Source organism: Spirochaetae bacterium HGW-Spirochaetae-1, assembly GCA_002839375.1.
Taxonomy (GTDB): Bacteria; Spirochaetota; UBA4802; order UBA4802; family UBA5550; genus PGXY01.
The window spans coordinates 247589-274221 of record PGXY01000007.1 but is presented as its reverse complement, the minus strand read 5'-3'; the positions used below and the strand labels follow the sequence as shown (position 1 = coordinate 274221).

21 protein-coding genes are annotated in these 26633 nt (G+C 49.2%); 13 read left to right on the top strand and 8 right to left on the bottom strand.

All coding sequences use genetic code 11. From position 1 onward, the window contains the following. The first annotated feature begins 10 nt into the window (after positions 1-10). From CVV44_14725 to CVV44_14700, 6 genes are all read left to right on the top strand, one after another. On the top strand, positions 11-1387 hold the full coding sequence (locus CVV44_14725; GenBank protein PKL37599.1) for a UDP-N-acetylmuramate--L-alanine ligase: 1377 nt from the start codon (positions 11-13) through the stop codon (positions 1385-1387). Continuing rightward, positions 1384-2091 (top strand): hypothetical protein, encoded by a 708-nt coding sequence (locus CVV44_14720; protein ID PKL37598.1) that lies wholly within the window; start codon positions 1384-1386, stop codon positions 2089-2091. Before CVV44_14725 ends, CVV44_14720 begins: the two co-directional genes overlap by 4 nt. A 16-nt stretch (positions 2092-2107) precedes the next feature. Then, positions 2108-3331 carry a cell division protein FtsA gene (ftsA, locus tag CVV44_14715; protein PKL37597.1) on the top strand — a complete coding sequence of 408 codons (1224 nt, stop codon included), beginning with the start codon at positions 2108-2110 and terminating at the stop codon, positions 3329-3331. 290 nt (positions 3332-3621) lie between these two features. After that, positions 3622-4797, top strand: a complete 1176-nt coding sequence (locus tag CVV44_14710) for a cell division protein FtsZ (protein PKL37596.1) — start codon at positions 3622-3624, stop codon at positions 4795-4797. A gap of 81 nt (positions 4798-4878) precedes the next feature. Then, entirely contained in the window at positions 4879-5910 is a 1032-nt protein-coding gene (locus tag CVV44_14705) for an aminoglycoside phosphotransferase (GenBank protein PKL37595.1), read from the top strand. Beyond that, complete coding sequence (locus tag CVV44_14700; protein PKL37594.1) at positions 5907-6620, top strand: nucleotidyl transferase; 714 nt, start codon at positions 5907-5909, stop codon at positions 6618-6620. Before CVV44_14705 ends, CVV44_14700 begins: the two co-directional genes overlap by 4 nt. 8 nt (positions 6621-6628) lie before the next feature. On the opposite strand, the gene CVV44_14695 is transcribed toward CVV44_14700, so the two are convergent. The 8 genes from CVV44_14695 to CVV44_14660 all read right to left on the bottom strand — a co-directional run bounded on the left by CVV44_14695 (position 6629) and on the right by CVV44_14660 (position 16767). Then, positions 6629-8269, bottom strand: a complete 1641-nt coding sequence (locus CVV44_14695) for a fatty-acid--CoA ligase (GenBank protein ID PKL37593.1) — start codon at positions 8267-8269, stop codon at positions 6629-6631. An 84-nt stretch (positions 8270-8353) separates the two neighbouring features. Beyond that, complete coding sequence (locus CVV44_14690; protein PKL37592.1) at positions 8354-9421, bottom strand: hypothetical protein; 1068 nt, start codon at positions 9419-9421, stop codon at positions 8354-8356. A gap of 65 nt (positions 9422-9486) precedes the next feature. Then, positions 9487-10098 carry a hypothetical protein gene (locus CVV44_14685; protein PKL37591.1) on the bottom strand — a complete coding sequence of 204 codons (612 nt, stop codon included), beginning with the start codon at positions 10096-10098 and terminating at the stop codon, positions 9487-9489. Between the two features lie 58 nt (positions 10099-10156). Next, on the bottom strand, positions 10157-10849 hold the full coding sequence (locus CVV44_14680; GenBank protein ID PKL37590.1) for a hypothetical protein: 693 nt from the start codon (positions 10847-10849) through the stop codon (positions 10157-10159). Positions 10850-11070: 221 nt separating this feature from the next. Then, positions 11071-12171, bottom strand: coding sequence for a hypothetical protein (locus tag CVV44_14675; protein PKL37589.1), 1101 nt, complete (start codon positions 12169-12171; stop codon positions 11071-11073). A 443-nt stretch (positions 12172-12614) separates the two neighbouring features. Beyond that, positions 12615-13784: a hypothetical protein gene (locus CVV44_14670; GenBank protein ID PKL37588.1), complete on the bottom strand. Its 1170-nt coding sequence runs from the start codon at positions 13782-13784 to the stop codon at positions 12615-12617. Positions 13785-13795: 11 nt separating this feature from the next. After that, positions 13796-14929 carry a hypothetical protein gene (locus CVV44_14665; GenBank protein PKL37587.1) on the bottom strand — a complete coding sequence of 378 codons (1134 nt, stop codon included), beginning with the start codon at positions 14927-14929 and terminating at the stop codon, positions 13796-13798. Between the two features lie 26 nt (positions 14930-14955). Beyond that, on the bottom strand, positions 14956-16767 hold the full coding sequence (locus CVV44_14660) for a hypothetical protein (protein PKL37586.1): 1812 nt from the start codon (positions 16765-16767) through the stop codon (positions 14956-14958). Between the two features lie 248 nt (positions 16768-17015). Here CVV44_14660 and CVV44_14655 point away from each other — a divergent pair, with 248 nt between their 5' ends. The 7 genes from CVV44_14655 to CVV44_14625 all read left to right on the top strand — a co-directional run bounded on the left by CVV44_14655 (position 17016) and on the right by CVV44_14625 (position 26585). After that, on the top strand, positions 17016-17846 hold the full coding sequence (locus CVV44_14655; GenBank protein ID PKL37585.1) for a hypothetical protein: 831 nt from the start codon (positions 17016-17018) through the stop codon (positions 17844-17846). A 281-nt stretch (positions 17847-18127) separates the two neighbouring features. After that, positions 18128-19039: a hypothetical protein gene (locus CVV44_14650; protein ID PKL37584.1), complete on the top strand. Its 912-nt coding sequence runs from the start codon at positions 18128-18130 to the stop codon at positions 19037-19039. Positions 19040-19057: 18 nt separating this feature from the next. Next, a complete protein-coding gene (locus CVV44_14645; protein PKL37583.1) occupies positions 19058-20746 on the top strand; it encodes a long-chain fatty acid--CoA ligase in 1689 nt (562 codons plus the stop codon). Between the two features lie 70 nt (positions 20747-20816). Then, a complete protein-coding gene (locus CVV44_14640; protein PKL37582.1) occupies positions 20817-21431 on the top strand; it encodes a hypothetical protein in 615 nt (204 codons plus the stop codon). Positions 21432-21510: 79 nt separating this feature from the next. Then, on the top strand, positions 21511-22683 hold the full coding sequence (locus CVV44_14635) for a DUF1343 domain-containing protein (GenBank protein PKL37581.1): 1173 nt from the start codon (positions 21511-21513) through the stop codon (positions 22681-22683). Then, positions 22604-24124: a sodium:solute symporter gene (locus CVV44_14630; protein PKL37580.1), complete on the top strand. Its 1521-nt coding sequence runs from the start codon at positions 22604-22606 to the stop codon at positions 24122-24124. The genes CVV44_14635 and CVV44_14630 overlap by 80 nt, the downstream gene beginning before the upstream one ends. A 217-nt stretch (positions 24125-24341) precedes the next feature. Then, positions 24342-26585: a hypothetical protein gene (locus CVV44_14625; GenBank protein ID PKL37579.1), complete on the top strand. Its 2244-nt coding sequence runs from the start codon at positions 24342-24344 to the stop codon at positions 26583-26585. The last annotated feature ends 48 nt before the right edge of the window (positions 26586-26633 follow it).

Below are 26633 nucleotides of genomic sequence, written 5' to 3'. Positions count from 1 at the left end.
GAGGTCTACATTGTTTAGAAATTCGAAAAAAATGCATTTTGTGGGGATCGGCGGCATCGGCATGAGCGGTATCGCCGAGATACTCATAAATCTGGGCTACGATGTTTCCGGCTCCGATCTCAGGGAATCGGAACAGACAAAAAGGCTGAAGGAAATGGGCGCCGTGGTCTATATAGGTCACGGCGCGTCAAATATACAGGATTATCACGTTGTGGTTACGTCCACGGCGATCGATTTAAGCAATCCCGAGATAATCGAGGCACGCAAGAGGCGTATCCCCATCATACACCGTTCGGAGATGCTGGCCGAACTGGTTCGCCTGAAGCATGGAATCGGCGTGGCCGGAACTCATGGGAAAACCACCACTTCCTCCATGCTGGCTTACCTGTTGTATCACGGCGGGATAAACCCCACGGCCATCATCGGCGGCAAGGTCCTGAATTTTGGCTCCAATGCCTACGCGGGCCAGGGTGAATACATCGTGTTCGAGGCCGATGAGTCCGACGGTTCATTCCTGAAGCTTCTGCCTACCATCGGCATCGTCACCAACATCGACGCGGACCACCTGGATCACTATAAGTATTTCAATAATGTGAAAGAGGCCTTTCTCCAGTACATAAACAATATTCCCTTTTACGGTTACTCGGTCCTTTGCACCGACGATGTTATTGTACGGGAAATCCTGCCGCGCGTCGAACGGCCCTTTTTTACCTATGGTTTTTCCGACGACACCGATTTCAGGGCCGCAAATATCCGCCTCGAAGACGGGAAAATGAAGTACTCGGCCTTTTACCGTGATAAGCCTCTGGGTGAATTCGGGATTACATCCCTGGGAAATCATAATGTGCTTAATTCGCTGTCGGTCATCGCCGTTGCCCTGGAACTGGGGCTCCCGGAAAATGTAATCCGTGAAGGGCTCATGGCCTTCCAGGGCGTGGGGCGCCGGTTCGAACGTATCGGCGAGGAAAAGGATGTTCTGGTCATGGACGATTACGGTCATCATCCAACGGAGATACGCGCAACCCTGGCGGCGCTTAAGAAGCTCGACCGGCGTCTCCTCGTTATTTTTCAGCCTCATCGTTTCACCAGGACCGAGCTCCTGTGGGACGAGTTCGGGCAGTCCTTCGCCAATGCCGATGTCATATTTTTCACGGAGATATATCCCGCCGGTGAAAAGCCCATCGATGGTGTTTCATCGGATCTCATCAGGGATGCCGTCATAAAGCACGAGGGCCGGGAACCCGTGATAATTCCAAAGTTTGAGGATATCCCCGCCACCATATTGAAACATGTCAGGAGGGGAGATGTTGTCGTAACCCTGGGAGCCGGCGACATTTACAAAGCTGGAAAAATGATACTTGACGAACTGAAAAACTGGGCAGGATGATAAAAATACCGATACATATAACAGTGGTCCTGCTTGTGCTGATTTTCGCGGAATGCACCGGCGGTCCGGGTGGAGCTAAAAACGAGAGGCTTTTTCGATCCATCGAGTTCCAGGGACTTGTGTATATGTCAAAATATGACATCATAAAAAAAGTACGGGCCGCAACGACGGGAAAGGGGATACTGGTGGATATGGATTCCCTGAAGTCGATACTGGGCGGATTGCCCATGATAGAGGATTATACTATCAGCACAAAGGGAGACAGGCTTATAGTGCGGGTGAAGGAAAAGATACCCTCTTTCCCCGTGGCCGTGACGGACGGTGCGACGACCTTGCTGCTGGAATTTGATGAAAATTACAGCCTTATATCGAAGGGTAAAATATACAGTGAAGACAGTCCCCTGACTTTAATCGGCAGGGAGGATATCAGGAGCGGAGTACTTTCGGAAAGGGTGCGACGCCTCCATGAACTTTGCGCCTGGACAAAGGGGGCTTTCCCGTCCCTGTACAGGGAGCTCTCGGAACTGTCTCCCGGGCCTTCGGACCTTATACGGGTGAAACTGAAGGGGAGAAGGACTGAGATGAACATGAAAGCAGGAAAGGGGAATATACGGCGCCTGAATTATATAACGGGCTATCTTGACAGGATTAAATACTATCCGGAAAAGCTGGACATCAACGGCAACATGATCGTGATCAGATGAAATCCAGGGGGGGAAAATGGAAGAGATAATCGTAGGACTAGATATCGGAACGACAAAGACCTGTGCCGTCATCGGCAGACTCGACGAAAATAATCAGATCGAGGTAGCCGGGGTTGGAGTCGCTCCGTCAACGGGCCTGAAAAACGGAATAATCGTCAATATAGATAATACGGCCGCATCGATCCAGAAAGCCATTGAGGACGCCGAACTTATGGCCGGCTATGAAGTCAGCACGGTCTATGTGGGGATAAGCGGCCAGCATGTGAAGGGACAGAATTCCCGCGGAGTCGTGGCCATCACAAATCGGAGCAGGACCATATCACATACAGAAGTGAAACGAGTAGTGGAAGCGGCCCAGGCCGTTGTAATTCCCGTGGACAGGGAGATCATGCACGTGTTGTCGCGGGAGTTTTCCGTCGATGACCAGACGGGCATCAAGGACCCCATCGGCATGAGCGGTGTCCGCCTCGAGGCCGAGGTTCATATCATAACCGGGGCCATTGCCAGCATTCAGAATATGATGAAGGCCGTGGAAAAGGCAGGGTTTTCCTACCAGGACATCGTTTTCAACCCTCTTGCCTCGGCCGATGCCGTTATCAGCAGGGATGAGAAGGAACTTGGCGTGGCACTGGTGGATATCGGCGGCGGAACCACGGACATTGTGATCTACATGGAGGGGGGCGTTTCCTACACCTCGGTGCTTTCCGTGGGCGGAATATACGTGACCAATGACATATCCATCGGCCTGCGCACGCCCCTTGAATCGGCCGAGATGATAAAAAGGAAATACGGATGCGCTGTTCTGGACCTGGTGGATGCTTCGGAAATGGTGGAGGTTCCCTCAGTGGGAGGACGTGCACCGCGGCGGCTATTCCGGCAGGAACTGACGCAGATAATCGAACCGCGCATGACGGAGATCATGGAGATGGTGGAGCTTGAACTGGTGAAGAGCGGCAAGAAGGATATGATGGCGGCGGGCGTGGTACTTACCGGGGGAGGTTGCATGATGGATGGATGCATCGAGGCCGGAGAGCGTGTCTTTAATATGCCGGTTCGCATCGGCACGCCGCGGGATATCGTGGGTCTCAAGGATGTCGTGGCCACTCCCCAGTATGCCAATGGCGTGGGTCTTCTCAAGTATGGAATACGCATGAACCAGTTCAGAGGAAAACCACGTTTTGAGAAGAAAAAGGGATCATTGATAAACAAAATGAAGCAGTGGTTTGAGGAATATCTGTAAATATAAATTTGCATAGACATTGAGTGGTATTTCCCCTTTTCGGGGAAGATTTGATATGACCGATTGCTCTATTTTTTGTGATTAATGCAACAGTAAATTGATTATTGTATATATTAATGGGGCAAAAACAGGTATTATTAATGCAAAATCAGCTGTATATATTAATTAATTTTAATAATAACATAAAGTCTTTTTTGCATAAAAATTAATACGAAAATGGTTTTTTTCTTGCCTAATGCGACATAATATTTTATTATGCGACATAACAAAGGGGACATGGGGGAGGAGACATGTTTAAGCTAGAAGAGGAAAGACCACTAAACACTATCATCAAGGTAATAGGTGTGGGCGGTGCCGGGACCAACGCGGTAAACAGGATGATAGCTACAGGCATGGACGGTGTTGAATTTATCGTGGCCAACACCGATGCTCAGCAGCTCCGCGACAGCCTGGCACCCAGCAAGATACAGCTGGGACAAAAGCTCACGCGTGGACTCGGGGCCGGCGCCGATCCCGATATAGGACGTGAGGCAGCCAATGAGGACAGGGACAAGCTGGAAAAGGCACTGAAGGGGGCCGACATGGTGTTCATCACCGCGGGCATGGGCGGCGGCACCGGTACCGGGGCAGCCCCCATCGTGGCTGAAATAGCCAAGGCACAGAATGCCCTCGTAGTGGGTGTTGTGACAAAGCCCTTCAAGGTGGAAGGGAAGAGAAGATCACAGAAGGCCGAGGAGGGGATCAATAATCTAAAGCAGCGCGTCGACACCCTCATCACCATTCCCAATGATCTTCTTCTCAAAATAATCGACAGAAAAACTCCCATTGAGGATGCCTTTAAACTGGCCGACGATATACTCCGCCAGGGAGTGCAGGGCATAGCCGACCTCATCATGGTTACAGGCATAGTCAATGTGGATTTTGCCGACGTTAAAACGGTTATGAAGGAGACCGGCGATGCTCTCATGGGCGTGGGTATCGGCAGCGGCGAAAACAAGGCCATGGAGGCCATAACCATGGCCATCAACAGTCCCCTGCTCGAGGAGACCTGCATTGAAGGAGCCAAGGCCGTGCTTATCAACATTGCAGGCGGCAATGATCTCTCTCTTCACGAAGTTAACGAAGTCACGGAAATCGTCACCAGCCAGGTCGATCCCGAAGCTAATATTATTTTTGGAACAACCGTTGATCCGGCGCTGGATGACCGCGTCAGGGTAACGGTTATAGCAACGGGTTTTGATAAAAAGAAGAATATGCTTTCACGCCACACACCCAGGGCGAGCGAGCTGGATAAAAAAACCGGAACAACCCTCACCGTCATCGAAGGAAGCCAGGACGCCCAGCCTCATGGCAGGCAGCAGCCCGGCTCCAATACCTTTTCACTCAACTATGAAAAAAGAAGAAAACGCGATTTTTCCAACGAAGACCTGGATATACCGGCCTTCCTGCGAAGGGGCGCGGAGTAATTTTTCCCATCCTCCCGACAAGGGGAATTCCCGGCAAAGAGGCCGGGATTTCCCCCTGTTCCATGTTATACGGATTGTGCTATGAGCTACGCAATAAATGAAAATGATGATGAGCTGTACGGCCGCATCATGAAGGGTGCAGGAGAAAAAACGCGTCTTGCCGGAGATGCCTCCACCAGGATTTATTACCGGGTAAATGCCGAAAACAAAAATTTTATCCTCTGCCATGATCACCTTTTCTCCGAATACCCCGGCACGGAATATCCCTTTTTAACGACACAGCGGCTTCTCGATGAAGCGGGAATCCCCGTACCGGCCATTCTCGCCTGTGATAAGACGAAAGGACTCCTGGTACTTCAGGACCTGGGTGATGACCTGCTGGAGTATCACATCAGGGATAAAAACATTAGCACGGTTATCCCCATCTACCGCCTCTGTATCGATCTTCTTGTAGGCCTGCAGGGCATCAGGGGAAACGGCGAGACTCCTTTTACCCTGGCCTTTGACAGGGCGAAACTCATGTACGAATTTAATTTTTTCATCGAAAACACCCTGGAATGCTATTTCCGCTGCGGCCTTTCCCCGGAAATGAAGGCCGGTCTGACGGCTGCCTTTGAGGATATAGCCGCATTGTTGGACCGGCCCGAACACTTTGTCCTCAATCATCGTGATTTCCACGCCCGGAATATCATGGTGCACCGCGGCGGCCTCTACCTTATAGATTTCCAGGACGCCCGCTTGGGACTTCCCCAGTATGATCTTGTTTCTCTCCTCTGCGATCCCTATGTACGGATTCCCGGCCATGCCGCCGCGGTGCTGAAGGAATACTATTTTTCCCGGGCCGTTGAAAAGGGGATCACCGCCATGGGCAGGGAAGAGTTTGACTATTTTTATGATCTCATGGCGTTTCAGCGGCTTGTCAAAGCAGCGGGAAGCTACGGGTATCTCACGGCCGTGAAAAAGAAATATGAATTCGAGCGCTATATCGTGCCCGCTCTTGAAAGCGCGGGAATGATCGCGTTGAGAAGGCCTGCACTGCTTCCGTCCTGGAGAATAATTGCGGGTCTGACCGGTCTTGAAGCCATGGATCCGGGGGAGGGAGTTAGAGCATGAAGGCCTTTTTGCTTGCGGCCGGTTTCGGTGAGCGGCTCCGTCCCCTTACGGAGCGTGTCCCCAAGTCCCTGGTGCCCGTGGCGGGCATTCCCGTGATCTGTTACGCCCTGGCCATGCTGAAAGAAGCGGGAATCAGTGATATCATGTGCAATGTGCATTATCGTCATGAGGATGTCATGGATTTTTTTGCCGGGAACGACTCCTTTGGCATGAATGTCTCTTTCTCAATCGAGGATAGTATCCTGGGAACGGGCGGCGGACTTAAAAAGTGCCAATCCTGGTTCGGCGAGGATGATTTTATCATCATCAACAGCGACATCATCTGCGACCTGGAGCTTTCCCGGGTCATCACGGCTCACCATGAAGGCCATCACCCCGGGACAATCGTCCTCTATCCCTGGAAGAACGATGGGCCCGCGCCCGTGGCCGTACAGGGCGACCGTGTCGTGGACTTCAAGAAGGCCCTGGGTTCACCGGTTGAGCCGGCCTGGGACTATATGGGGATAGCCCTGCTGTCGCCGATGATCTTCCCCTATCTTTCATTTGAATTTTCCAGCGTGGTGTACACGGGCTACACCTCTCTGGTGACACATCATTCCCTTGGCTACACTGGCACGCCGGAAAGTCTTGCCGCGGCGGATAAACTTCTTCTCTCGGAGAGAAAAGACCTGCCCGAAAAGGTGCGGCAGGTCCTGGGGACGGTGAAGTGATGCATGCGTTATCCCCGCTGTCCGGAGTTATCTGAAACAGGGACGATTCTGCCTTCAGAAAAGAGCTGCCTCAGTTCACGCTTGTTAAATTTTCCAACACTGGTTTTAGGAATCTGGTTCATCGAGATAAACTGTTCAGGTATCCACCACGGTGTGATCTTATCTTTGAGATATTCTTTTATCTCATTCATAGTGATGGTTTCTCCGGGGTATAAAGCGATGCATGCCAGCGGCCGTTCCTGCCACTTGGCATCGGGGATACCGATTACCGCTGCTTCCATTATCTTGGGGCAGGTCATAAGGCTATTCTCTATGTCTACCGATGAAATCCACTCACCGCCGCTTTTGATGAGATCTTTTTTCCGGTCTACAAGTTTAACATATCCCTCTTCGTCCATAGTTGCGATATCACCGGTATGCAGCCAGCCATCGATGAATGAATTATCCGTGTTTTCCGGGTCCTTGAAATATTCCCTGGCTATCCAGGGCCCCCTGAGATAAATTTCGCCCCATTCCCTGCCGTCCATCCTGACTTCATTGCCCTGATCAGTGACAATTTTCATTTCCACGCCCAGGGCAGGCATACCGGCGCTGCTCCTGATATCGTAAATCTTTTCCATAGGCCAGTCGCTCATATAGCTCTTTGTAGCAGATACCAGGGCCATTGGTGATGTTTCGGTCATGCCGTAGGCCTGGCGGATGGGAAATCCGTATTTTTCATTGAGCCCCTTCATGAGAGAAAGAGGGCATGCCGCCCCACCGGAGAATATGGTCTTGAGACTTGAAAAGTCATACCATCCGTCTTTTTCAAGATAATCATAGAGCATCATCCATATTGTGGGAACACCGCCCGTGAAGGTTATTTTCTCCTCGGCGATGATATGGCAGAGTTTCTGCATATTGAGGATATCCCTGCCGGGAAGAACCTGCTTGCAACCCATGGCCAGGGCCCCGAAGGGAGCTCCCCACCCGTTGACATGGAACATGGGTACGATGTGCAGCGCAGTATCGGACTCCATGACGCTCAGAGTTGCCACTATGCCATAGGTGTGCATGACAATATTGCGATGGGAATAGACCACGCCTTTGGGCTTTCCCGTAGTGGCGGAGGTATAACAGATTACGGCCGGGTCCCTCTCGTTGAGACTGTCGGGGAATTCGTAGCTTTCGGGGTATTGGGATATTAACTCATCGTAGAGGTGAATCGGTGACAGTGTCGTTTCAGGTTTTTTTCCGCTCTGGGAAAGCACCACGAAATGCCTGATTGTTGTCAGTTCGTCCTTTATGGGTTCGATGAGGAAGAGAAGGTCTTCATCGATGAAGAGGACCTGGTCTTCGGCATGGTTGATGATATAGATCAGGTGTTCCCTGGGAAGACGGATATTGACGGTATGCAGTACGGCGCCGTAGCAGGGAACGCCGAAATAAAGTTCCAGGTGGCGGTGGTTGTTGAGGGAAAAGCTGGCCACACGGTCGCCTTTTTCTATGCCCAGTGCCTTGAGGGCATGGGCCAGTTGACAGGTTCGCTTAAAGTAATCGGCATAGCTGTATCGAAATACCTGATCGGGATATACAGATACTATTTCTTTTCCGGGATAGAACCTGGCTGTCCGTAGAAGAAAGTTCCTGAGTAACAGTTCATTATCCATAATACATATCTCCTTTTTATCGAATTTCTGTCGACTCTGTCATCATGTGGTGAACCTGTGCTGCGCCTTGCCTCAATTTCGGTACTATGGCAGCCATTTTTTATCGCGGTACCATTGCAAAACACCGGGAAAGGAGGTGCTGAATTTAGGATGTTCATGAACAAAGCCGAGATCACACAGTGCCTTGCTGGAATAGGCGTGATGCCCGATAAAGTATGGATAAAAGTCTCGGGGAAATGTGGGCTGCAGATCAGGCACGAGATTGTGTCGGGCTACTATTTTCTTCCATTCATGGGACATGATTTTTGAGACAGGTTTTGCCGAAATTGCCATGGGCAAGTGCCATCCCAGTTTTCCGAAGATAGATGCCACGACAGTCGGAATAGTAATACTGCCCATGGTCTTTATTCCGAAGTTCTCTTTGAGAATTTCGAAAAAATCGCCGGCTTCAAGCATTTCCTGTTCGGCGAGATTATATATATTGCCGATGGTCTTTTCCTCCCGCAGGGCAAACTCCACCGCTCCGGCAATATCGGAGACATGGATCCAGTTAAACATAGGCCCGCGTTTTATGCGAGGAAGGGGGATATTTCTCTCGGAAAGTATGCAGGCGAAGGAATAGAATGCTCCCGCTATGTATTTCCCCCCGGGACCATACACTACCGTTGGCCTGAAAATCGTGGCATTAATATTTGCGGCATTGAGTACTTCTTTTTCCGTATCCAGTTTGCTTTTCGCATAGGCATCCATGGGCCTGGTTGGATACGTTTCATCAATGGGCCATGTTTTAGATGAACCATACACTCCTCCGGTAGAGATGTGTATGAAGCGATTAATTTTCATGCCCTGGCAGGCCCTGATCAGATTCCTGGTCCCATTCACATTTACTTTAGCAAGCGCTTCATATGACAGTGACAGGTCAAAGGCTGCTGCACAGTGAACCACGGCCGTCGCATCGATGAGTACCCGTAGAATTGTTTCCGGCCGGGTCAGATCAAAGGAAGCAGTTTCCACATTTTCTTCGGCAATTTTTTCCAGATTAATGCCTGGCAGGTCTACTGCTCTCACCCTGTATCCTGCTTTTGCCAGGCGTTTTACCACATGTCCGCCGACATATCCGCCGGCTCCATCAACAATAATCAAACCTTTCATAATCTACGCTCCATCTCAACTTTTCTTTAAAAGTATCTAAACAATAACCGGAAGACTAAAGTTTCCTATTTTGACAATTTGCGGAGATATAACAGCAGCGCGATACCGCTTGATACGGCCACGCCAAGACCGATTGTCAGCTCGATTGCCAGGGGTGTAAAAGACAGGGGGCTGAAACTGACCAGCGGTACTGTATTGCCCTGTGCAAAATTTTCGAATGAGGCAACCTTCCAGAGGCGGCTGGTAAGATTCATGATAACGAAGATCACTTCATAGCCGATCAACACCGAAAGGACCCTCCAGCCCCAGCCGGCGGCGTCGAGGTGAGGTGCGACAAGATACCCGAGTAAAAAGCTGCCGGGATAAATCAATGCAAAGAGAAATATAATGTGTGACAGAGGAATACATACGGGATTAATCCAGTACATCAACATCCATGCCGGTTCGATAATATAGGCGCCCACTGCAACCCCTATACCGGAGATCAGCATATATAAAAAACTCAGTCTGAAAGTTTTCCTGTTAAAAAGGGGTTTGTCGTGTTCATCCTTTGGTGACATCAGGGAGAAAAGCAGGCCCAGCAGGCCCGTAAGTATAATGTCGAGCTGCACTGTCCCGGAATTGTCTGTAAGAATCGCCTTAAGGCATGAGTATACGGTGTTCATTATTTTTTTCATTTTTCCCTCTCGTTTTTATTTTTTAAAATTCAGGAAATAAATTTTGCTTGTTAAAGTGTTACTGGCTGAGTTTCATCTTCTGCTTGTAGTTCTGTCCGTTCATTCCACGGGCCATTTCTACATATTTAGGCAGGCGCACCATCCTGGCCAGGTTCAGCAGAGACTTATAGGGGAAGTCCGATGTCGACATGTTGGCGACAAAGGAAGGAACAAATCCCCCGGGTTCGGCCCAGCTCAGGAATGTTACATCGGTCTTCCCGTCGGGGAGCTGTTTTAAAATCCATTTAACATACATGGCTTTAAGACGGACATAGCCGCTGGGAACCGGGACCCTGTTATCATCGGGAATGGCGTCACACTGAACATGTATGACACCTTCATCAGGGTATACGGTGGCAACGGCCCGCAATATAACATCACGATTGGAAACCGGCCATGGGAGGGCCATGATATAATAAAGATCACAGTTAAGGGTATTCCTGCAGGCGACACTGCGAAGGTCCTTGCAGGACGCTACCCATTCAGGATAGGCGGTGAAATCCAGCATGAGCACCCCTACCGTGTAGAGTGAAGCATCAACGACACAGCGGCCCATAAACTCACGGATGGGTGATCCCGCCATATCCCGATTGTAAATTTTAACGCCATTCCGGTCAATAAGAAGTTTCCAGGGGTTGTTTCCCTCGGTGGCGATAATAGGGCTCGCGCAGATAAAAATCAATGATGCCAGAAATACTTTCAAACATTTCATCCAATTAATCCTCCTGAAATATTCTTAGCAGATTCACAAAATACAGACGCTGCATGAAATGATGCAAAAATGCTTGAAAAATTGTTTTTTGGATATACATCGGGTTATGGAAGCTGCCCGGTGCGTTGTGAAAATAACATGCCGGGCTATAACATGTCGTCCTTCTTTATAATTATTGATTCACTTTTTATAAAACAGGACTTAAAAAGAGGGATGGAAGATTATGAAATGTGGAGGTTTTTTCTGAATTTCTGCGGTGACATATTCGTGTGTCTGGTGAATGCCCGGTAAAAAACCGACTTGGAATTGAAGCCCACCGCCATCGCTATCGAGAGTATCGATCGTGCAGGGTCCTGGCGAAGCATGCGCTTGGCCTCTTCTATGCGGTGACGGTTGAGGTAGGTGCTGAAGCTTTCTCCCAGTTCACGATTAAGAAATTCTGAGAGCTGGTGGGGAGAAAGATCAAGCAGGGAGGCGAGACGGGCCAGGGAGAGATCCTCGTCGCAGTAGATATTCTCACTTTCCATGAGTTCGTTGAGGCGGTTGCGAAGGGAAATACGATCGAGTCCTTTTGTATGAGTCAATTCGTAGCGGCCCAGCGCCGCATTGAGGTTGGGATAGAGATCGGGGTAGCGGTACGTAAAAAGATTCCATGTTATCACGAGGACACTCACCAATGCCAGACCCGTGAGCGCCAGCGACGAAGAGAGAAGCAACTGGGAGATCAGGACAAGTCCCAGTATGAATATCAGAAAGATGATAGAATAAAGGATCGGGTAGGCAGTGCGCCTGTCATCGTCCTTCTGACGCTTTCGAAAAAACCGGATCACAAGTATTGACTCATAAGAGAGCAGCTGAATAAACCAGAGGACGAGCAGAAAGTATTGCACAAGGTTTATCTCGCGTGTATCGTTCCAGGGCAGGGTTCTGCGGACATTGAGAAGGCCTGTAGTGTTCAGGGTCGAGAGGATCGCGGCGGTGAGGGCGGGTATGAAATGAACTGTATTTCTTTTTTTTAAATCGATATCCTCAATAATGACCTTATAGGCTATTAAGTAGTGGAGCGGGCTCGTGGCATAGAGCAGTAGAAAAAGGATTGGTGCCGCGAAGAATGTATAATCGAAGGCCGGATCAGGCAGGTATGCATGGAAATAAAGGATAACGAAACCGGTCCCGAGGAAGACAACGCCGAAATAATTGTTAAGGAATTTTCTGTTCGGACGAGTAAGTTGTGCGATAGACATAAGCACGGAAAGCGATCCGCTGAAGAGAATAAAAAAGTCGAGCAATGGAAAAGGCCCGGCCTGCAGGCTTAAATGCATGTATATGCCCTCCGAAAGATATTGTAACCTGATTGCAAAAAGTTATGAGAGATCAAGCGATCATTATCATTAAAAGATATCGCTGTCAATCCGATTATGACTAACGCTTCTAATTATTTTCCGCATTAAATCCCGATTGTATATATGACAACCGGAAAAAATGCAATGTTGATCAGACTGGCATGAAATGAAATTATATTGAATGCTTTTACATCGATGCGGTTATCCGGAAGGCATGGTTTTCTCACATGGCAAATAAGGGCTATCCATCGCTCGTCACGGAGCATTCACTGGGTTATTATATCCACGATTCCCTATGGCAGGAGGCACGCCGGAAAGTCTTGCCGCGGCGGATAAACTTCTTCTCTCGGAGAGAAAAGACCTGCCCGAAAAGGTGCGGCAGGCCCTGGGGACGGTGAAGTGAATGAAAAGGGAAGGGCACCTTACTGGATTACCTTGCCCTTCGCAGCCTCGGGTGAGGGGAGTGTAAAATAAAAAGTAGTCCCCCTGTTTTTTCCAGCCGATTCCGCCCATATATGTCCGCCGTGGGCCTCGATGACCGACTTAACCAGGGCAAGACCCAGCCCGCAGCCCCGGGAGGAACAGTCGACCTGGTTGTAGAGTTCGAATATTTTTTCAATATCCTTTTTACCGATTCCCATCCCATTGTCTTTTATAAAGTATACCTGCTCTCCTTTGTGACGGCATGAACCTATCTTTATCCGGGGGGATCCGGCCGGTGAGCTGTACTTGACGGCGTTTTCAATGAGATTCAGAAGTACCTGGGTGATACGAACGGGGTCTCCCATGGCTGGGAAAATATCCTCCTGAATGGAGATGACAGCACCTGTTTCCTCCAGCAGGTTGTGAAGATGCTGTACCGATTCCTTGGCCAGCTGATGCATGGAGATAAGTTTTATATCACTGACGGCCCGCCCGCTTTTAGTCAGTTTAATCAGGTCCTCGGTCAGGTTTTCCAGGCGACAGGCTGCCTTCTCAATGCGAAGGAGATCTTCTTCAAGAGTGTCAAGGTTTCCCGATCTCACATTGTCGATGATGAGGCGGATGAAGCTCTTAATGGTTATCACGGGATTTTTAAGGTCATGGGGAACCGACAGCGTTAGTTTTTCCAGCTCCCTGAATTTTTTCATCAGGTCGTCGATGAGCATCTGGTGTTCCCTTTCGACCCGGTCCCTGAGAGTGTCATCTCTTCCCACGGTAATGATGCCGCGGGGCCTGCCGTCGTCATGGAACAGGGGAATACGCAGAATATCAAAAACAAACTGCGAACCGTCGGGTTTTCGAACAAGTACCTTGTGACGGACGGGAATTTTTTTCTGCAGTGCATAACGGTCACTGACCCGGTTGTTTTTAAAGATATTCCGGTAAAAAGGAGCAATGAGAGCCAATTCCTCATCATTCCTGCCCCGGTATTCAATATGGGACAGGCCCAGGAGTTCAAGGCATGTCGTATTGGCCTCGAGCCATCGACCATGACCGTCCTTGAAGCAGATGATATCGGGAGTTTTTTCTATAAATGATGCGATGAGGCTGTGCTGTTTGCCCGTGCTTCCGAATATATCTCCGATGTTTATGGAATTAATGTCGTTCATAGTGAGTCTCCCTATAAAGTCTTTTCATCTGCTGCGGCTATCACGCAGTTTTTTCCCTTCTTTTTACCCCGGTACAAGGCCTGGTCCGCTCGTTTAATGCATCGTTCAATCTCTTCATCGGCGTTCTTGCAGGTGCTGATTCCGAATGTAAGTGTTATTTTCAGGGGTATCCCGTTGTAACGGAACACTGTTTGCCTGATCTTTTCCCGAATTCTTTCCGCCACAATCCCGCAGCCTTCGAGGTCCGTTTCCACGAGGAGGATGAGAAATTCCTCGCCTCCCCATCGTGAAGGGCAGTCCACGTTACGAAGCTGGCCACGGATGATGTCAGAAATGGATTGGAGAACATAGTCTCCGCAATCATGTCCGTGTGCATCATTAAGTTTTTTAAAATTATCAATGTCGCAGAGAATAACGGAAAAAGGCTTGCTCAGTTTTTTCTGGCGTTGTTGTTCCGCCAGTATCTTTTCCCTTATATCGTTTCTGTTTGAGAGCTTTGTCAGCGGATCATATTTAGAGGCGGTTTCAAATTTATCCTTTTCCTGCTTCATATAGCGGAAGAGCAGCTGCTGTGATGATTCATAGTTGTAGATAATAAAAGTCAGCGCCGTATTGGCGATGATGTAGCGAATTACAACAGCATTTGAATAAGGCTCTGTCCCGAACAGTGATTGTGGTGCCAGCATGAAAGCAAGACTCAGTATGAGGAAAATAAAATTGGCAATAACACCATCTCTCTTACCCAGTACGGAAAAAGAGGCGGCGGGGAATATAAATACCCATAGAAAATAGGATATTTCCTTCCGGCCCTCGATTATTATCAATGGAAAGATGAGCATAAAAAACAGCGTGATGATCCGGTAAAAGAAAACGCCATGTTTTTTACGCCGCAGGAGTGCGATGCCTGAAATGAGAATGACAAATGAGATCAGGTTTGCGGTGACAAAAAAATAGCGGTGAAATAATAAGTGAAAAATGGCAAAAAATGATGTCACGCATATAGCAGTTAAAAGAATAAATATGGCCGGCATTCTTCGGCGTTTTTCTTCAGGTTCCAGTTCATGGATGCTTCCCAGCTTAACAAGGGTGCGGGAAAGCCATGAATTGCTGTATTTGAAAAATTTATTTTCCACGATAAATGTCAACACCCGGAGGATTGAATTTTAGATTTCTATTTATAATATTTAAATTCCACTCTGCGGTTCAGTTCATCGAATTCTCTGCCCCTCTGTGTGGCTACTGGTTGTCTTTCACCCATTCCCTTTACGTCAAAGCGTTTCTGGTGCAGTCCCATTTTAACAAAATAATCCCGCACCGCCCGGGCCCGTTTAACACTGATCCGGTAGTTCGATGACTCTGATCCGGTGATGTCGGCATGGCCCGTGATGCGGAGACGCAGGGAAGGGTGTTCGCGCAGATAGTTGATGATTTTGTGAAGATATGGATAATACTCAAGGCGGATATGGCTCGAATTGAAGGGGAAATAGACCGGCTTGAAGAGGAATTTCATGTTCTGATCACGGTCGGGATAAACGGTAATTTTCACTTCTTTCATGCGGCCCGGTGCCACTTCTATGGCTTCACGCAGGGGTTTATATCCCTCCTGGTCCAGCTTCATAACAACCCAGGAAACATCTCCTTTGGGAAATATCCTGAATGTTCCATCCATTTCGCTTTTTCGTACGTTGGTGCGTATGGGGGCGGCCCCGGGGTCGTCGGTATTCTTCAGGTATATCCTAAATCGGATTGAAAGGGGCTTGCCTGTCTCGCCGTCCGTCACATATACGTGTATTCGTGTGCGGTTGTCCGTACAGGGAACCGATGGTTTCGAATCGGGGATAATGATATCGGCCGTTGACGGGATTTTTTCTTCTTTGTCAGTTTTTTCAGGCTTCAGGTCTTCGGGCGGGATAACTGCCGGCGTTTTATCCTCCGCTTTCTTCTCGTCGGGTTCGGTGATTTTTGCCTCGGCTTTTTTATCAATTGCATCTTTTTTGTCCATGCCCGATGGAATTTCCGGTTTTACGGTTACGGGGGTTTTCGGCAAATCCAGCCTGCGTATCTCGCCGGGAACTGATGCGGAAAAGATATCATACCTGCCCAATGACCCGATCCGGTCTGAACAGAAATAAAGCGTATTGTCCACTTCCGAGAGGAAAAGTTCATTGTCGGCGGAATTGACCTCGGGGCCCAGGTTGATGATTTCGGAGAAGCTTCCGTCTTTATATCCCGCGAAGTAGAGGTCCCATCCGCCGTATCCTCCCGGTCTACGCGAAGCCAGGTAGAAGCCGGGCCGCCTCTGCGAGGGGGTCAGAGCCATGTCGAAATTATCGGAATTGAGGGGATAGGGGAGTTCGCGGACATCAACATATTCATTATCCCTGAGTGAGGCCTGCATGAGTTTTGAATTGCGGATGTTCCTGAATCTCCAGCGTGAAAAAAATAATGTTTTTTTGTCAAGGCTCAGGCTCGGCGAACGTTCATTTCTTGTTGTGTTGACGTCGCCGGGCACGGGAACCGGTTTCGTCCATCGTCCGCCTATGTTGTACGATATGTAAATATCATAGGTTATACGCACATTCCCGTCGGCTGTCACCGAAGGCTGCATGCTGCCGGGCCGGTCCGAGGCGAAGAGGAGAACCTTGCCGTCGGGGGTTATATAGGGTGTCTCCTCGTTGTAGGCCGAGTTTATCTGTTCCATGAACTGCGGCTTTGACCAGGCGCCGCCGGAAAAATAGGTTATGTAGATATTGTGGTCCTCCTCGTCGGGGAGGCGGGAATTGAATACCATGACGGAGCCGTCGGCCACAAGGGACGGGGAGAAATCGTCTCCCATGGAATTCACGGGATCGCCGACGTTGATTATGTTCCGGACCCTGATCATGGCGGCGTTGGTGCTGTCAATGACAACGCAGAACAGGATTGCGCCCAGCGCCAGGAGTGATGACCGGTATAATTTTTTCATGAGAGATACTATCCTCATTTATAAATAATATGCAAAAAGACGGATGTATCGAGCCTTCTGATATCTGCCGCCATATATATATAATCGATTTTTTCCATGCCATTCTGTAGTTATAATTCAAATTCCTTCCAATTAATCCCGCATGGGTGAAATTAATGGCATAAATCACTGCAGAAACTATTAAATTTCATCATAATCAGCAAAGAACTTATTAATTTTTGCTTCGCCGGACCGATAATAATACTGAATCGTCAGGAGGTTGTTTCATGCGCATATTCCGGAATATTTTTATTATAGCTGCAACCATAACCGTGTTCGGCACCGCTGCCTATCTTATGGCCCAGGAAAGCTACGAGGATTACCGATATGAGCGGGACAGGGCCAACAGGGAATACCCTGCCAGGAAAGATCAGAATGTACAGCGGGACAAGCCCCTCTCGGAAGTGCGCATCGAGGAACAGGAGGGATTTTTTGATGATCTGCGCGGAGCAGTCCGTGAGGAAATTGACACCTCCATAAGCAAGGAGAGAAAGGCCAGCACCAAGGTCATCAATGAAAATAAGCTGATAAAGGATGTCCGCCGCATTGTCCGTGAAGAAATCGAGGATGCCATAAAAATAAAAGAAAAGAAATATCTTGCGGCCGGGACCTGGGAAGCGGGCGGATTCATCTCGGCCCAGTTCAAGGGGCTCTCGAGCGATTCTACGGACAACAATTTTCGCTTCAAGGTGCTTCCCCTGGTCAATTATTTTCTGGGTCAGAACCTGGCCCTGAGTGTTCGCGGTGAGGCCGATTTCAACATCACTGCCGGTTCCCAGGTCTATTATGTCGGAGCCGGTCCCATGTTCGTTTTCGGCATCGATAAAAAAGAACAATTTTGTTTCTATACCTCCATATACATGGGAATGAGCATGAACACGGAGCTTTCCAAAAAGCTGGGATTCCGGTACGGCAACGAACTGGGAGTCAAATTCATTCTCACCAGCGGCGTCATACTGAATTTGGGAGTCACCCTGGCCTTTGACAATGCCGGCGACAATGTAACGGGTTTCCAGAACATCATCATCCCGACCCTGGGAATAACGGCCTGGTTCTGACAGATGCCGTTTGTGCCGGGTCAGTTTTCATGACAGCTGCCCGGCTTTAATCAGTCCCTGGAAAAGCTCATTTCTTCTATATACTATAATCCCTCCGATATCTTACATGTGATACCCCAAGCCGGGGTCAGAGCCCTGAATTTATATATGCCGTAGTGACATACTCGGGGGTCAGAGCCTCTTTCCTCATTCTGTACATGTTTAATAAAACAATGTTTTATTAAACATGTTATTATTGAAACAATGTTTTATTATTGACATCTCCAGCTTTATCTTTTTTGATGATTCATGACAAGTATGTATACAGGAGCTGCCATATGGAACTTGATTCTGCTTTCACCGGAACCACTCTGCGCGAATATGCCACAAAAGTAAGCTGGCGGGACACCATGAGTTATGCCGCTGCAATCGGCGACAACAATGCTCACTATTTTGATGATGAAAGAAAAGAAGGCATCATCGCCCACCCCATGAACTGTGTAGCCATTACATGGCCCATCTGTGGGAGGATATGGGAATATATCGAAGCTGATAATTTCCCCCATGAAATAATAGCAACACAGGTACATTATACGGAATACCTTGAGTTTCATAGGCCGGTTTTGCCCGGTGATGAGCTGACAATTCGGGGCCGCATATCTGCCATACTTCCCCATCGTGCAGGCACTCATGTGAACATCCGCTTTGATGCCATGGACGCAAAAGGCGGGCCGGTATTTACCGAAGTCATGGGCGCCATGATGCGCGGAGTTTCATGCCGGAACGGAGCTTCAGGGGCTGAAGAAATGCCCGTTATCCCCGAACAGGACACGGGGGCGCCCGGCTGGGAGTCGAAAATATATATCGATCCGCTGCTGCCCCATGTATATGACGGCTGCACGGATATCACTTTTCCCATTCACACTTCACCGAAATTCGCACGCCAGGTGGGGCTCCCGGGAATTATTCTCCAGGGCACTGCCACACTGGCCCTGGCTGTGCGTGAACTGGTGAACAGGGAGGCAGCGGGGGATCCTGAACGTCTTAAAAGGCTGTACTGCCGTTTTACCGGGATGGTGATGCCCGGCACGGATATAACAGTCGGACAGACCGGGAAAAGAGAAAACGAAAAGAGCACGGATATCTTTTTCCAGGTGATGAACTGTGATGACCGGAAGGCCATAAGCAATGGGTATGCAGAAATAGCAAAATAAAAAGGAGGACTTTAGAATATGACAACAGAACGGCTGCCTCTGGTTAATTCCTATATTGAATACTGGGCGGGGAAAACGCCCGGTGCCGTGGCGATGATTCAGCATGAAGACGGCAGATCTTTTACCTACAAAAAGTTCGCCTCTCTTATAGATTTTTTTGCGCTGCGGCTTCTTGATATGGGCATACGGAAGGGTGATACTGTCGCGACCCTGCTTGTGCTGCTGCCGGAGCATATGATGCTCATGTACGCCTGTTTTAAAATAGGCGCGATTATCGCACCGTTGGACGCTCGTTTGAAGGATGATGAGGTGGTGCGCGAGATCGATAAGATACAGGCAAAAGCATTTTTTTTCCTTGGCAATACCCCTGTGCGTGATTTCCGCACGGCCGGGCAGGCGGTAAAAAAAAGCTGCCCCTGCGTGAAGCATTTCATTCAGTTTACTCCCGATCCTCAACCGGGAGATATCATGGAAGGCGCCGTGAGTATCACCGGCATGATGGAAAAAAAGAGGCTCATATGGCTGAAAGTGAAGGATATGGTAACCGGCGGTCTTAAAAAGGCCTATTCGCGGATTGATACAAGGACTCCCGCCCTGATCATATTCACGACCGGAACCACGGGTGAACCGAAACCCGCCCTCATATGCCACGAAAACATTATTGTCCAGAACCAGATTCTGCAGCGCGGTTCCGCGATGAAGAAGGGTTCGGTGCTCATCAACCTTCCTCCAAGCCACGTGGGCTGCGTGACCGAGCTTTTTATGACGGCCATGTTCGTGGGTGCAACAGCCGTCATGCTCCGCATTTTTGACGTGGCACTCAGCCTTGAGGCGATAGAAAAGCACCATGTCACGGCAATTGGGATGATCCCGACGCAGTACCGCATGATGTGGGCCCGCCCTGATTATGATAAATACGATCTTTCCAGTCTTGAACTGGCGGCCTGTGCCGGTTCAGCGGTTGATGTGGCATTCCTTAAAAGGCTTGCAGCCATGGCGCCGGCCATCGGAACGGGGATCGGTATGACTGAGAATGCCGGCTTTGCGACCTTTACTCCGCCGGGAATCGGACCTGAAGAAATGGCCGGACAGGTGGGACAGTCCTTTCCTGATCTGGCTGAAGTGACAATCCGCAAACCCATGAATCATGACGGTACGGCCGGGGAGCAGCTTCCGGACGGGGAGGTGGGAGAGATATGTTATCATCCGCCCATCGTGTTTCTCGGATATTATAACCAGCCCGAGGCCACGGCAAAAACCATATCCCGGGAGGGAATTCTCTATACCGGTGACATCGGCTATTTCAAAGACATGGGCAGTTACCGGGCCCTGTATCTGTCGGGACGGCAGAAGTTTATGATCAAGCAGAAAGGGTATAAAGTATTCCCTGATGAAATTGAAGATCATATCGTGAAAATGGAAAAGGTCGATGCGGCGGAAGTTGTCGGCATGAAGCATGAGATGTTCGATGACGGGGTCTTCGCCTTTGTGAGGGTGAAAAAAGACTGCGATCTTACGGCTGAAGAAGTGATGGAACACTGTAAAGGCATAGCATCGTACAAACGGCCGCAGCACGTGGAAATATGGCAGAATGAAAAGGAATTTCCATTGACCAGGACCGCCAAGGTTGATAAACTGACTCTTCAGAAAATTGCCGGAGAGATTATCGAAAGGCTTCGTGCGCAGGGCGGCTGGGATGCCGGTTGAAAACAGGGCAATACGCGTGTGATTTCCCGATTTTCCCGTTTCTGGTTGAACCTCCGTTGCGTAGAGAAAGATGAGCCCGGCGGGAAAATCATTCCGGGAACAGGAGAGTATGGACATACCGCAGAAAATAAAGGACAGGCTGTATCCTGTCGTACTTGAACTGTTCAGTGAAAATGATTTTCACCGGGTAAACCTGCGTGAAATTTCAAACCGTTCCGGTATCAGCTCGGGAACGATATACAAATATTTCTCATCCAAGGAGGAACTTCTTTTTACCATTCTTGATGAGAAGATTTCAGAGATCGGTCCCCTTATACGGGAGCACGTGGCCGGGATTGAGAACACCAGGGAAGTATTTCGGAAGATATTCCGGGTTACCATGGAATTTTATGACAGGAATCCCGGCGTTGCTATTACCGCTTTCATAACCGTACCCATGCGGACATGGATGAAAGAAAACTCCTACCGCCGAAACGATTTCAACACTCTGGGTGCGGAAATATTGTCCTCGGCCCGCAAACGAAATGATTTCGACGTTTCAATTGACGACCGGCGGATGGCGGACCTGTATTTCATGTTCTGCCACCGCCATATTCATTCCTGGTATTATCATGGCATGAAATGGAGCCTGGCGGAAACCATACCGGATTTTTTTGACTATTTCTGGCGTATATTGAAACCCTGACGGCTCTTCGCGGGCGGTCCTTCGGGATAGTGCTTTATTCATGAATAAAAATAATTGATATATTCCATAAGGCGGTTGTATGGTAATAACGGGACTGGAACGGCTTCTTCACGATAGAGACGCGCTTAAAAACCTGGTTAAAAGAAAAACAGCCCTGCTGGTCAATCACACCTCGCTGACTTCGCGGTTTGAATACTCATGGGATGCGCTTCGGCGGTCGGGGTGCCCCGTCGTAAGGATTTTTTCACCGGAACACGGGCTCTTCGGCACAGAACAGGACCAGGTAGCCGTGGACCCCGGAATGCTGCAGGGAATCGAAGTGGTGAGCCTTTACGGGCATTCCGCTGAAACCCTGAAACCCCCGGCGGGAATGCTTGACGATATAGATCTCATTATTTTTGATATTCAGGATATAGGCACGCGCTACTATACCTATGTAAACACCATGATCCTTTTCATGAAGGCGCTGCACGGCACTGATGTGGAATTCATGATTCTCGACCGGCCCAATCCCCTGGGAGGCAGAATCGTCGAGGGCCCGCTCATAGGGGCAGGATATGAGTCTTTCGTGGGCGTGGAACCTGTGCCGGTCCGGCACGGTCTTACTGCTGCCGAAATGGGACTCATGGTGAAGGAAAAGCACAACCTGGATATACATCTCACTATCGTCGCCATGGAAAATTGGAAGAGGGATATGTACTTCGACCATACGGGCTGTGCATGGATTCCCCCGTCACCCAATATGCCTTCTTTGCAGACCGCCCTGGTCTATCCCGGTCTCTGTCTCCTGGAGGGCCTGAATATATCGGAGGGAAGGGGGACAACAACGCCCTTTGAACTTTTCGGGGCGCCTTTTATTGATCCTTATGCTCTCCGGGAACGGCTTAATTCCTTTAACCTGGATGGCGTCATGTTCAGGCCGCATTATTTTCGTCCAACTTTCAACAAGTACCGCGGCGAGGAGTGCGGCGGTTTGTGTATACACGTGACTGACCGCGATTCGTTCAGGCCCTTTCTTTGCGGTGTTGCCATTACCGGGGCAGCCCATGACCTCTACCCGCAAAGCGATTTTCTCCAGGGGGTCTATGAGTTCAACGACATGCACCGGGCCTTTGATCTGCTCACCGGGAGCAGCGTAATCCGTGAGGGCATCCTGGCCGGGAAAACCATGGATGAGATCGGCCGTTCCTGGGCCCCGGCGGAAAAACAGTTCCGGGAAGAGAAAGAAGAGTATCATTTATACAAGGACTGAAAACATGACACTGGACCTGATCGTTATTGCCATATATCTCCTGGCCATCAATGTCGTTGGCATATTTTCCGCCAGGGCAAAAACCGTGAATGAATATTTTCTTGGCAGCAGGTCGATCCCCTGGATCGTGGCCTGCTTCTCCATCGTTGCCACTGAAACGAGTACCCTTACTTTCATTTCTGTTCCCGGACTGGCCTATGTAAAAGGGGTGGGTTTTCTCCAGGTGGCCATGGGATACCTGATTGGCAGGATCGTCGTGGCCTTCATTTTTATTCCCGAATATTATGCGGGAAACCTGAGCACGGTTTATGAATATCTTCATAACAAGTTCGGGGTAAATGCGCGGCGGATAATTGCAATTTTATTCCATATAACAAGGATACTGGCCGACGGCATACGTCTTTTTGCCACGGCCATTCCCCTGGCGATTCTCATGGGATGGCAGGATTACCGTGCGGCTGTTATCGTCATTGGTGTTGCCACTTTTTTTTATACCTACTATGGCGGCATAAGATCTGTTGTCATTGTTGATGCCATCCAGATGGTGCTTTATCTTTTCTGCGCTCTCATGGGGATATATATGATTACGCGCCTGACTGGACATGGCCTTGAGGAGATCTTCACAATGATTCCCGGCGAAAGACTGGCAGTGTTCTCTTCAGGCCTCAGTGAAGGATGGAAGAGTTTATTCGGGTCGTATAACATATTTTCCGGGCTTATCGGAGGGGCTATTCTCTCAATCGGTTCCCATGGCACTGACCATATCATCGTTCAGCGGGTGCTGGCATGTAAAAATAAAAAGGAAGCTCAGAAGGCCATGATCTGGAGTGGTGTCATCGTATTCTTTCAGTTCTCTCTTTTTCTTGTCCTGGGGCTTTTCATCATGGTGCTCCTGGACAAGAGGACTTTTACCCGTCCCGATGAGATCATGCCTTATTTTATAATCAACCATATGCCCAATGGTCTCCGGGGGCTTATGCTGGCCGGTATCTTCGCTGCTGCCATGTCATCCCTCAGTTCATCAATCAATTCGCTTTCAGCGTCAACGGTTCTTGATATACTTCGTCTCCAGGACCGGGATATGCCGGAAAATCGTCGCATGAATATTTCCCGCGTCGTGACCGTTATATGGTCGGCGGCCCTTATCCTGGTGGCTACCCTGATTCAGGACAGTACCAGCCCTCTCATCGAGCTGGGCCTGGGCATAACATCTCTGTTGTATGGCGGCATACTGGGCATTTTTATCCAGGGGCGGTTCATAAAGAATTTCAGCGATAAGGCAGCCCTGACCGGTGTGTTTGTCAGCATTGCCGGAGTTATAGCTATTTCAAAATATCTTGCCGTATTCTGGCCCTGGTATGTTCCCATCGGCCTCCTCATATCGCTGACTGTTGGTTTTTCCGTGAATTATTTCATTAAAGGCAGATCATTACAGCAATGACAATGTATAATAAAGCTATTTATAATTGCTGCCATGAAAAGTTCTGCAGGAAAGAAAACGGCGCTGCTATTGCCGCCATTTCTATCCTGATGTACACAAAAATGCTTTAATTTGATACCGTTTATATTATACTTCCTGTATACCGATACATAATATAAGCAGTATCTAAGGGCACATTCCGAAGGAGCAGTAAGACTGCAATAAATAGCAGGTGAGTATGAGAGGCATCCATATGAAAAAATCGATCGTCATTGTGTTCTGTCTGCTGATCTCTCCTGCGGCGTATGCCGTTTCCCGACAGCCGGATATCCGCGATGGCATTCTCAATCTGCGAGGTTGGGATTTTGAAAAGAACGGGACCGTCAGTCTTGAAGGACCGTGGGAGATGTACTGGGGGAAGCTTCTCACCGGTGCGGAAGAAGGCATTGGTACAAGCATAGTACCCGACGGTTATTTCCATATACCGGGAAAATGGAAGGGGTATGTCATTAAAAACGGCTTGAAACTCGAGAGCCGCGGTTACGTGACCTTCCGTCTCAGGTTATTGTTGCCTCCCGGGACAGCTGCGCAGAAAGAACCGCTTGTGATCTTTCTTAAAGAGGCCAAGACATCATATGCTGTATACTACCATGACAGAAAGTCCGGTGTATTGGAAAAAATCATTTCGGGAGGTACGGTCGGGGAAACGGATGAAACCTCTGTGCCTCAGTATCTATCCTCGCGAGGCATGCTGCCTCCGTCGGACGAAGCAGACCTCTATTTTCAGGTAAGTAATTACTCTCACAGCCGTGGCGGGCCTTCCCATGCTCCGCTTCTGGGTATGGCGCATTCAATTGAAAGCCATACGCTGAAAAGCACCGTGGCGGACTTTTTCATCGTTGGGATCATATTCATTTTCGCTCTGTATCACATTTTTTTGTTCCTGCTTCGTCCTGCGGAAAAGGCTCCACTGTGGTTTGCTGTTTTCTGTATCACTATAACAATGCGAACGATAATCACCGGCAGGTACTTTGAAAGCATGCTCCCCGGCCTTCACAGCTACGGTGTGCTGATCAGGCTCGAATATCTCACCTATTTTTCCGGTGTTGCCTCCTTCGCTCTGTTTTTTGATCGCCTGTTCCCAGGGCTTTTTCATCGGGTTGTATTTTTTGCAATTATCGCCATTAGTACTATTTTTTCCCTGACGGTGTTCATTCCCGAATTCTATTTTACGCAGGGCATGACCTATTTTAACCTTATTACCCCCATCGCCTTTATCTACCTTGTAGTGCGTCTGGCTGCGATAGGGCTGAAGGAAAAGAGAACATCCCCGTGGATTGCCCTTGCCGGCGGCTTCATCTTCTTTCTTACAGTCGCAAACGACATTCTTGCTAACCAGCGAATCATTTCCACACCAATACTCGCACATTACGGGCTTGCTGCTTTTGTATTCAGCCAGTCTGTCATAATTGCCCGCTGGAACGCCCGTGCACTGAAAACAGCCGAACAGCTTTCTGAAAAAACCGGCAGGCAGTATTTTACAATCAGGGACCTCATGTCGTCGACAACCGATGTGTCGGACGGCCTGGCACAGACCTCGGTCAGGCTGGCAGACATGATGGATCTCTTTTCGGAAAACACGCAGAGCCAGGCGGCAGCCGTGGAGGAGATCACATCATCGATAGAGGAGGTAACGGCGAGCATGGAGCTGGTCGATAAAAACGTCGAAATGCAGTTCGACAGCGTCACAGTGTTTATACAGAGTATCGCACAGTTGTCCGAGTCCATTGACGCCATGAAGAAGCGTATTGAGGATACGACTCGTCTCTCCGAGGAGACGCGGAACAAGTCGAAGTCCGGTGAGGAATCGCTTTCCAGGATGAACGAGACCATGGGCGCCATCAGTGAAAGTTCAAAAAAAATGACTCAGATTGTTGATGTAATTGATGACATTTCAGACAAGATACGCCTCCTCTCGCTTAACGCTGCCATTGAGGCTGCACGGGCGGGAGAAGCCGGGAGAGGTTTCGCTGTTGTTGCCGACGAGATATCGAAGCTTTCAGACAGGACGGGGGAAAGCCTCAAGGAGATTTTTCAGCTTATAAATGCTACTGAAAGGGACGTGGGCACCGGTATGACTAATGTCGGCGAGACGGTCTCCGTCATCGGCGAGAATATGAATAATATTAAAGCGATCCTGGCCCGGATGGCGGAAATAGAAGAGATTATGCGTCAACAGGTATCCATCAACCTGACTGTTGATGAAAAAGCCTCGGATCTGAAACATAAATCCGAGGAAATCAGAACGTCAACCACTGAGCAGATGCGTGCTATAGCCGAGGTAGCGCATTCCATTTCCAATATCAATCATCTGACGCAAACGATCGCCTCGGGAGCCATTGAGGTGTCGGAGGTGTCGGAGAAACTGTCAGTCTCGGCGGAGGATATGAAGCACAGGATGAAGGGCTTTACAAATGTGTAAGCATGGCATTTTGTGGAAACGGTCGTATGAGGAATGCCCGTTGATCTG

Excerpts from the sequence above, each read along its gene's own strand:
- CVV44_14645 (PKL37583.1), top strand. The coding sequence starts at position 19,058 with ATGACAACAGAACGGCTGCCTCTGGTTAATTCCTATATTGAATACTGG.
- CVV44_14705 (PKL37595.1), top strand. The coding sequence starts at position 4,879 with ATGAGCTACGCAATAAATGAAAATGATGATGAGCTGTACGGCCGCATC.
- CVV44_14675 (PKL37589.1), bottom strand. The coding sequence starts at position 12,171 with ATGCATTTAAGCCTGCAGGCCGGGCCTTTTCCATTGCTCGACTTTTTT.
- CVV44_14700 (PKL37594.1), top strand. The coding sequence starts at position 5,907 with ATGAAGGCCTTTTTGCTTGCGGCCGGTTTCGGTGAGCGGCTCCGTCCC.
- ftsA (PKL37597.1), top strand. The coding sequence starts at position 2,108 with ATGGAAGAGATAATCGTAGGACTAGATATCGGAACGACAAAGACCTGT.
- CVV44_14680 (PKL37590.1), bottom strand. The coding sequence starts at position 10,849 with ATGAAATGTTTGAAAGTATTTCTGGCATCATTGATTTTTATCTGCGCG.
- CVV44_14650 (PKL37584.1), top strand. The coding sequence starts at position 18,128 with ATGATTCATGACAAGTATGTATACAGGAGCTGCCATATGGAACTTGAT.
- CVV44_14685 (PKL37591.1), bottom strand. The coding sequence starts at position 10,098 with ATGAAAAAAATAATGAACACCGTATACTCATGCCTTAAGGCGATTCTT.
- CVV44_14695 (PKL37593.1), bottom strand. The coding sequence starts at position 8,269 with ATGGATAATGAACTGTTACTCAGGAACTTTCTTCTACGGACAGCCAGG.
- CVV44_14710 (PKL37596.1), top strand. The coding sequence starts at position 3,622 with ATGTTTAAGCTAGAAGAGGAAAGACCACTAAACACTATCATCAAGGTA.
- CVV44_14630 (PKL37580.1), top strand. The coding sequence starts at position 22,604 with ATGAGATCGGCCGTTCCTGGGCCCCGGCGGAAAAACAGTTCCGGGAAG.
- CVV44_14635 (PKL37581.1), top strand. The coding sequence starts at position 21,511 with ATGGTAATAACGGGACTGGAACGGCTTCTTCACGATAGAGACGCGCTT.
- CVV44_14690 (PKL37592.1), bottom strand. The coding sequence starts at position 9,421 with ATGAAAGGTTTGATTATTGTTGATGGAGCCGGCGGATATGTCGGCGGA.
- CVV44_14660 (PKL37586.1), bottom strand. The coding sequence starts at position 16,767 with ATGAGGATAGTATCTCTCATGAAAAAATTATACCGGTCATCACTCCTG.
- CVV44_14670 (PKL37588.1), bottom strand. The coding sequence starts at position 13,784 with ATGAACGACATTAATTCCATAAACATCGGAGATATATTCGGAAGCACG.
- CVV44_14640 (PKL37582.1), top strand. The coding sequence starts at position 20,817 with ATGAGCCCGGCGGGAAAATCATTCCGGGAACAGGAGAGTATGGACATA.
- CVV44_14655 (PKL37585.1), top strand. The coding sequence starts at position 17,016 with ATGCGCATATTCCGGAATATTTTTATTATAGCTGCAACCATAACCGTG.
- CVV44_14625 (PKL37579.1), top strand. The coding sequence starts at position 24,342 with ATGAGAGGCATCCATATGAAAAAATCGATCGTCATTGTGTTCTGTCTG.
- CVV44_14720 (PKL37598.1), top strand. The coding sequence starts at position 1,384 with ATGATAAAAATACCGATACATATAACAGTGGTCCTGCTTGTGCTGATT.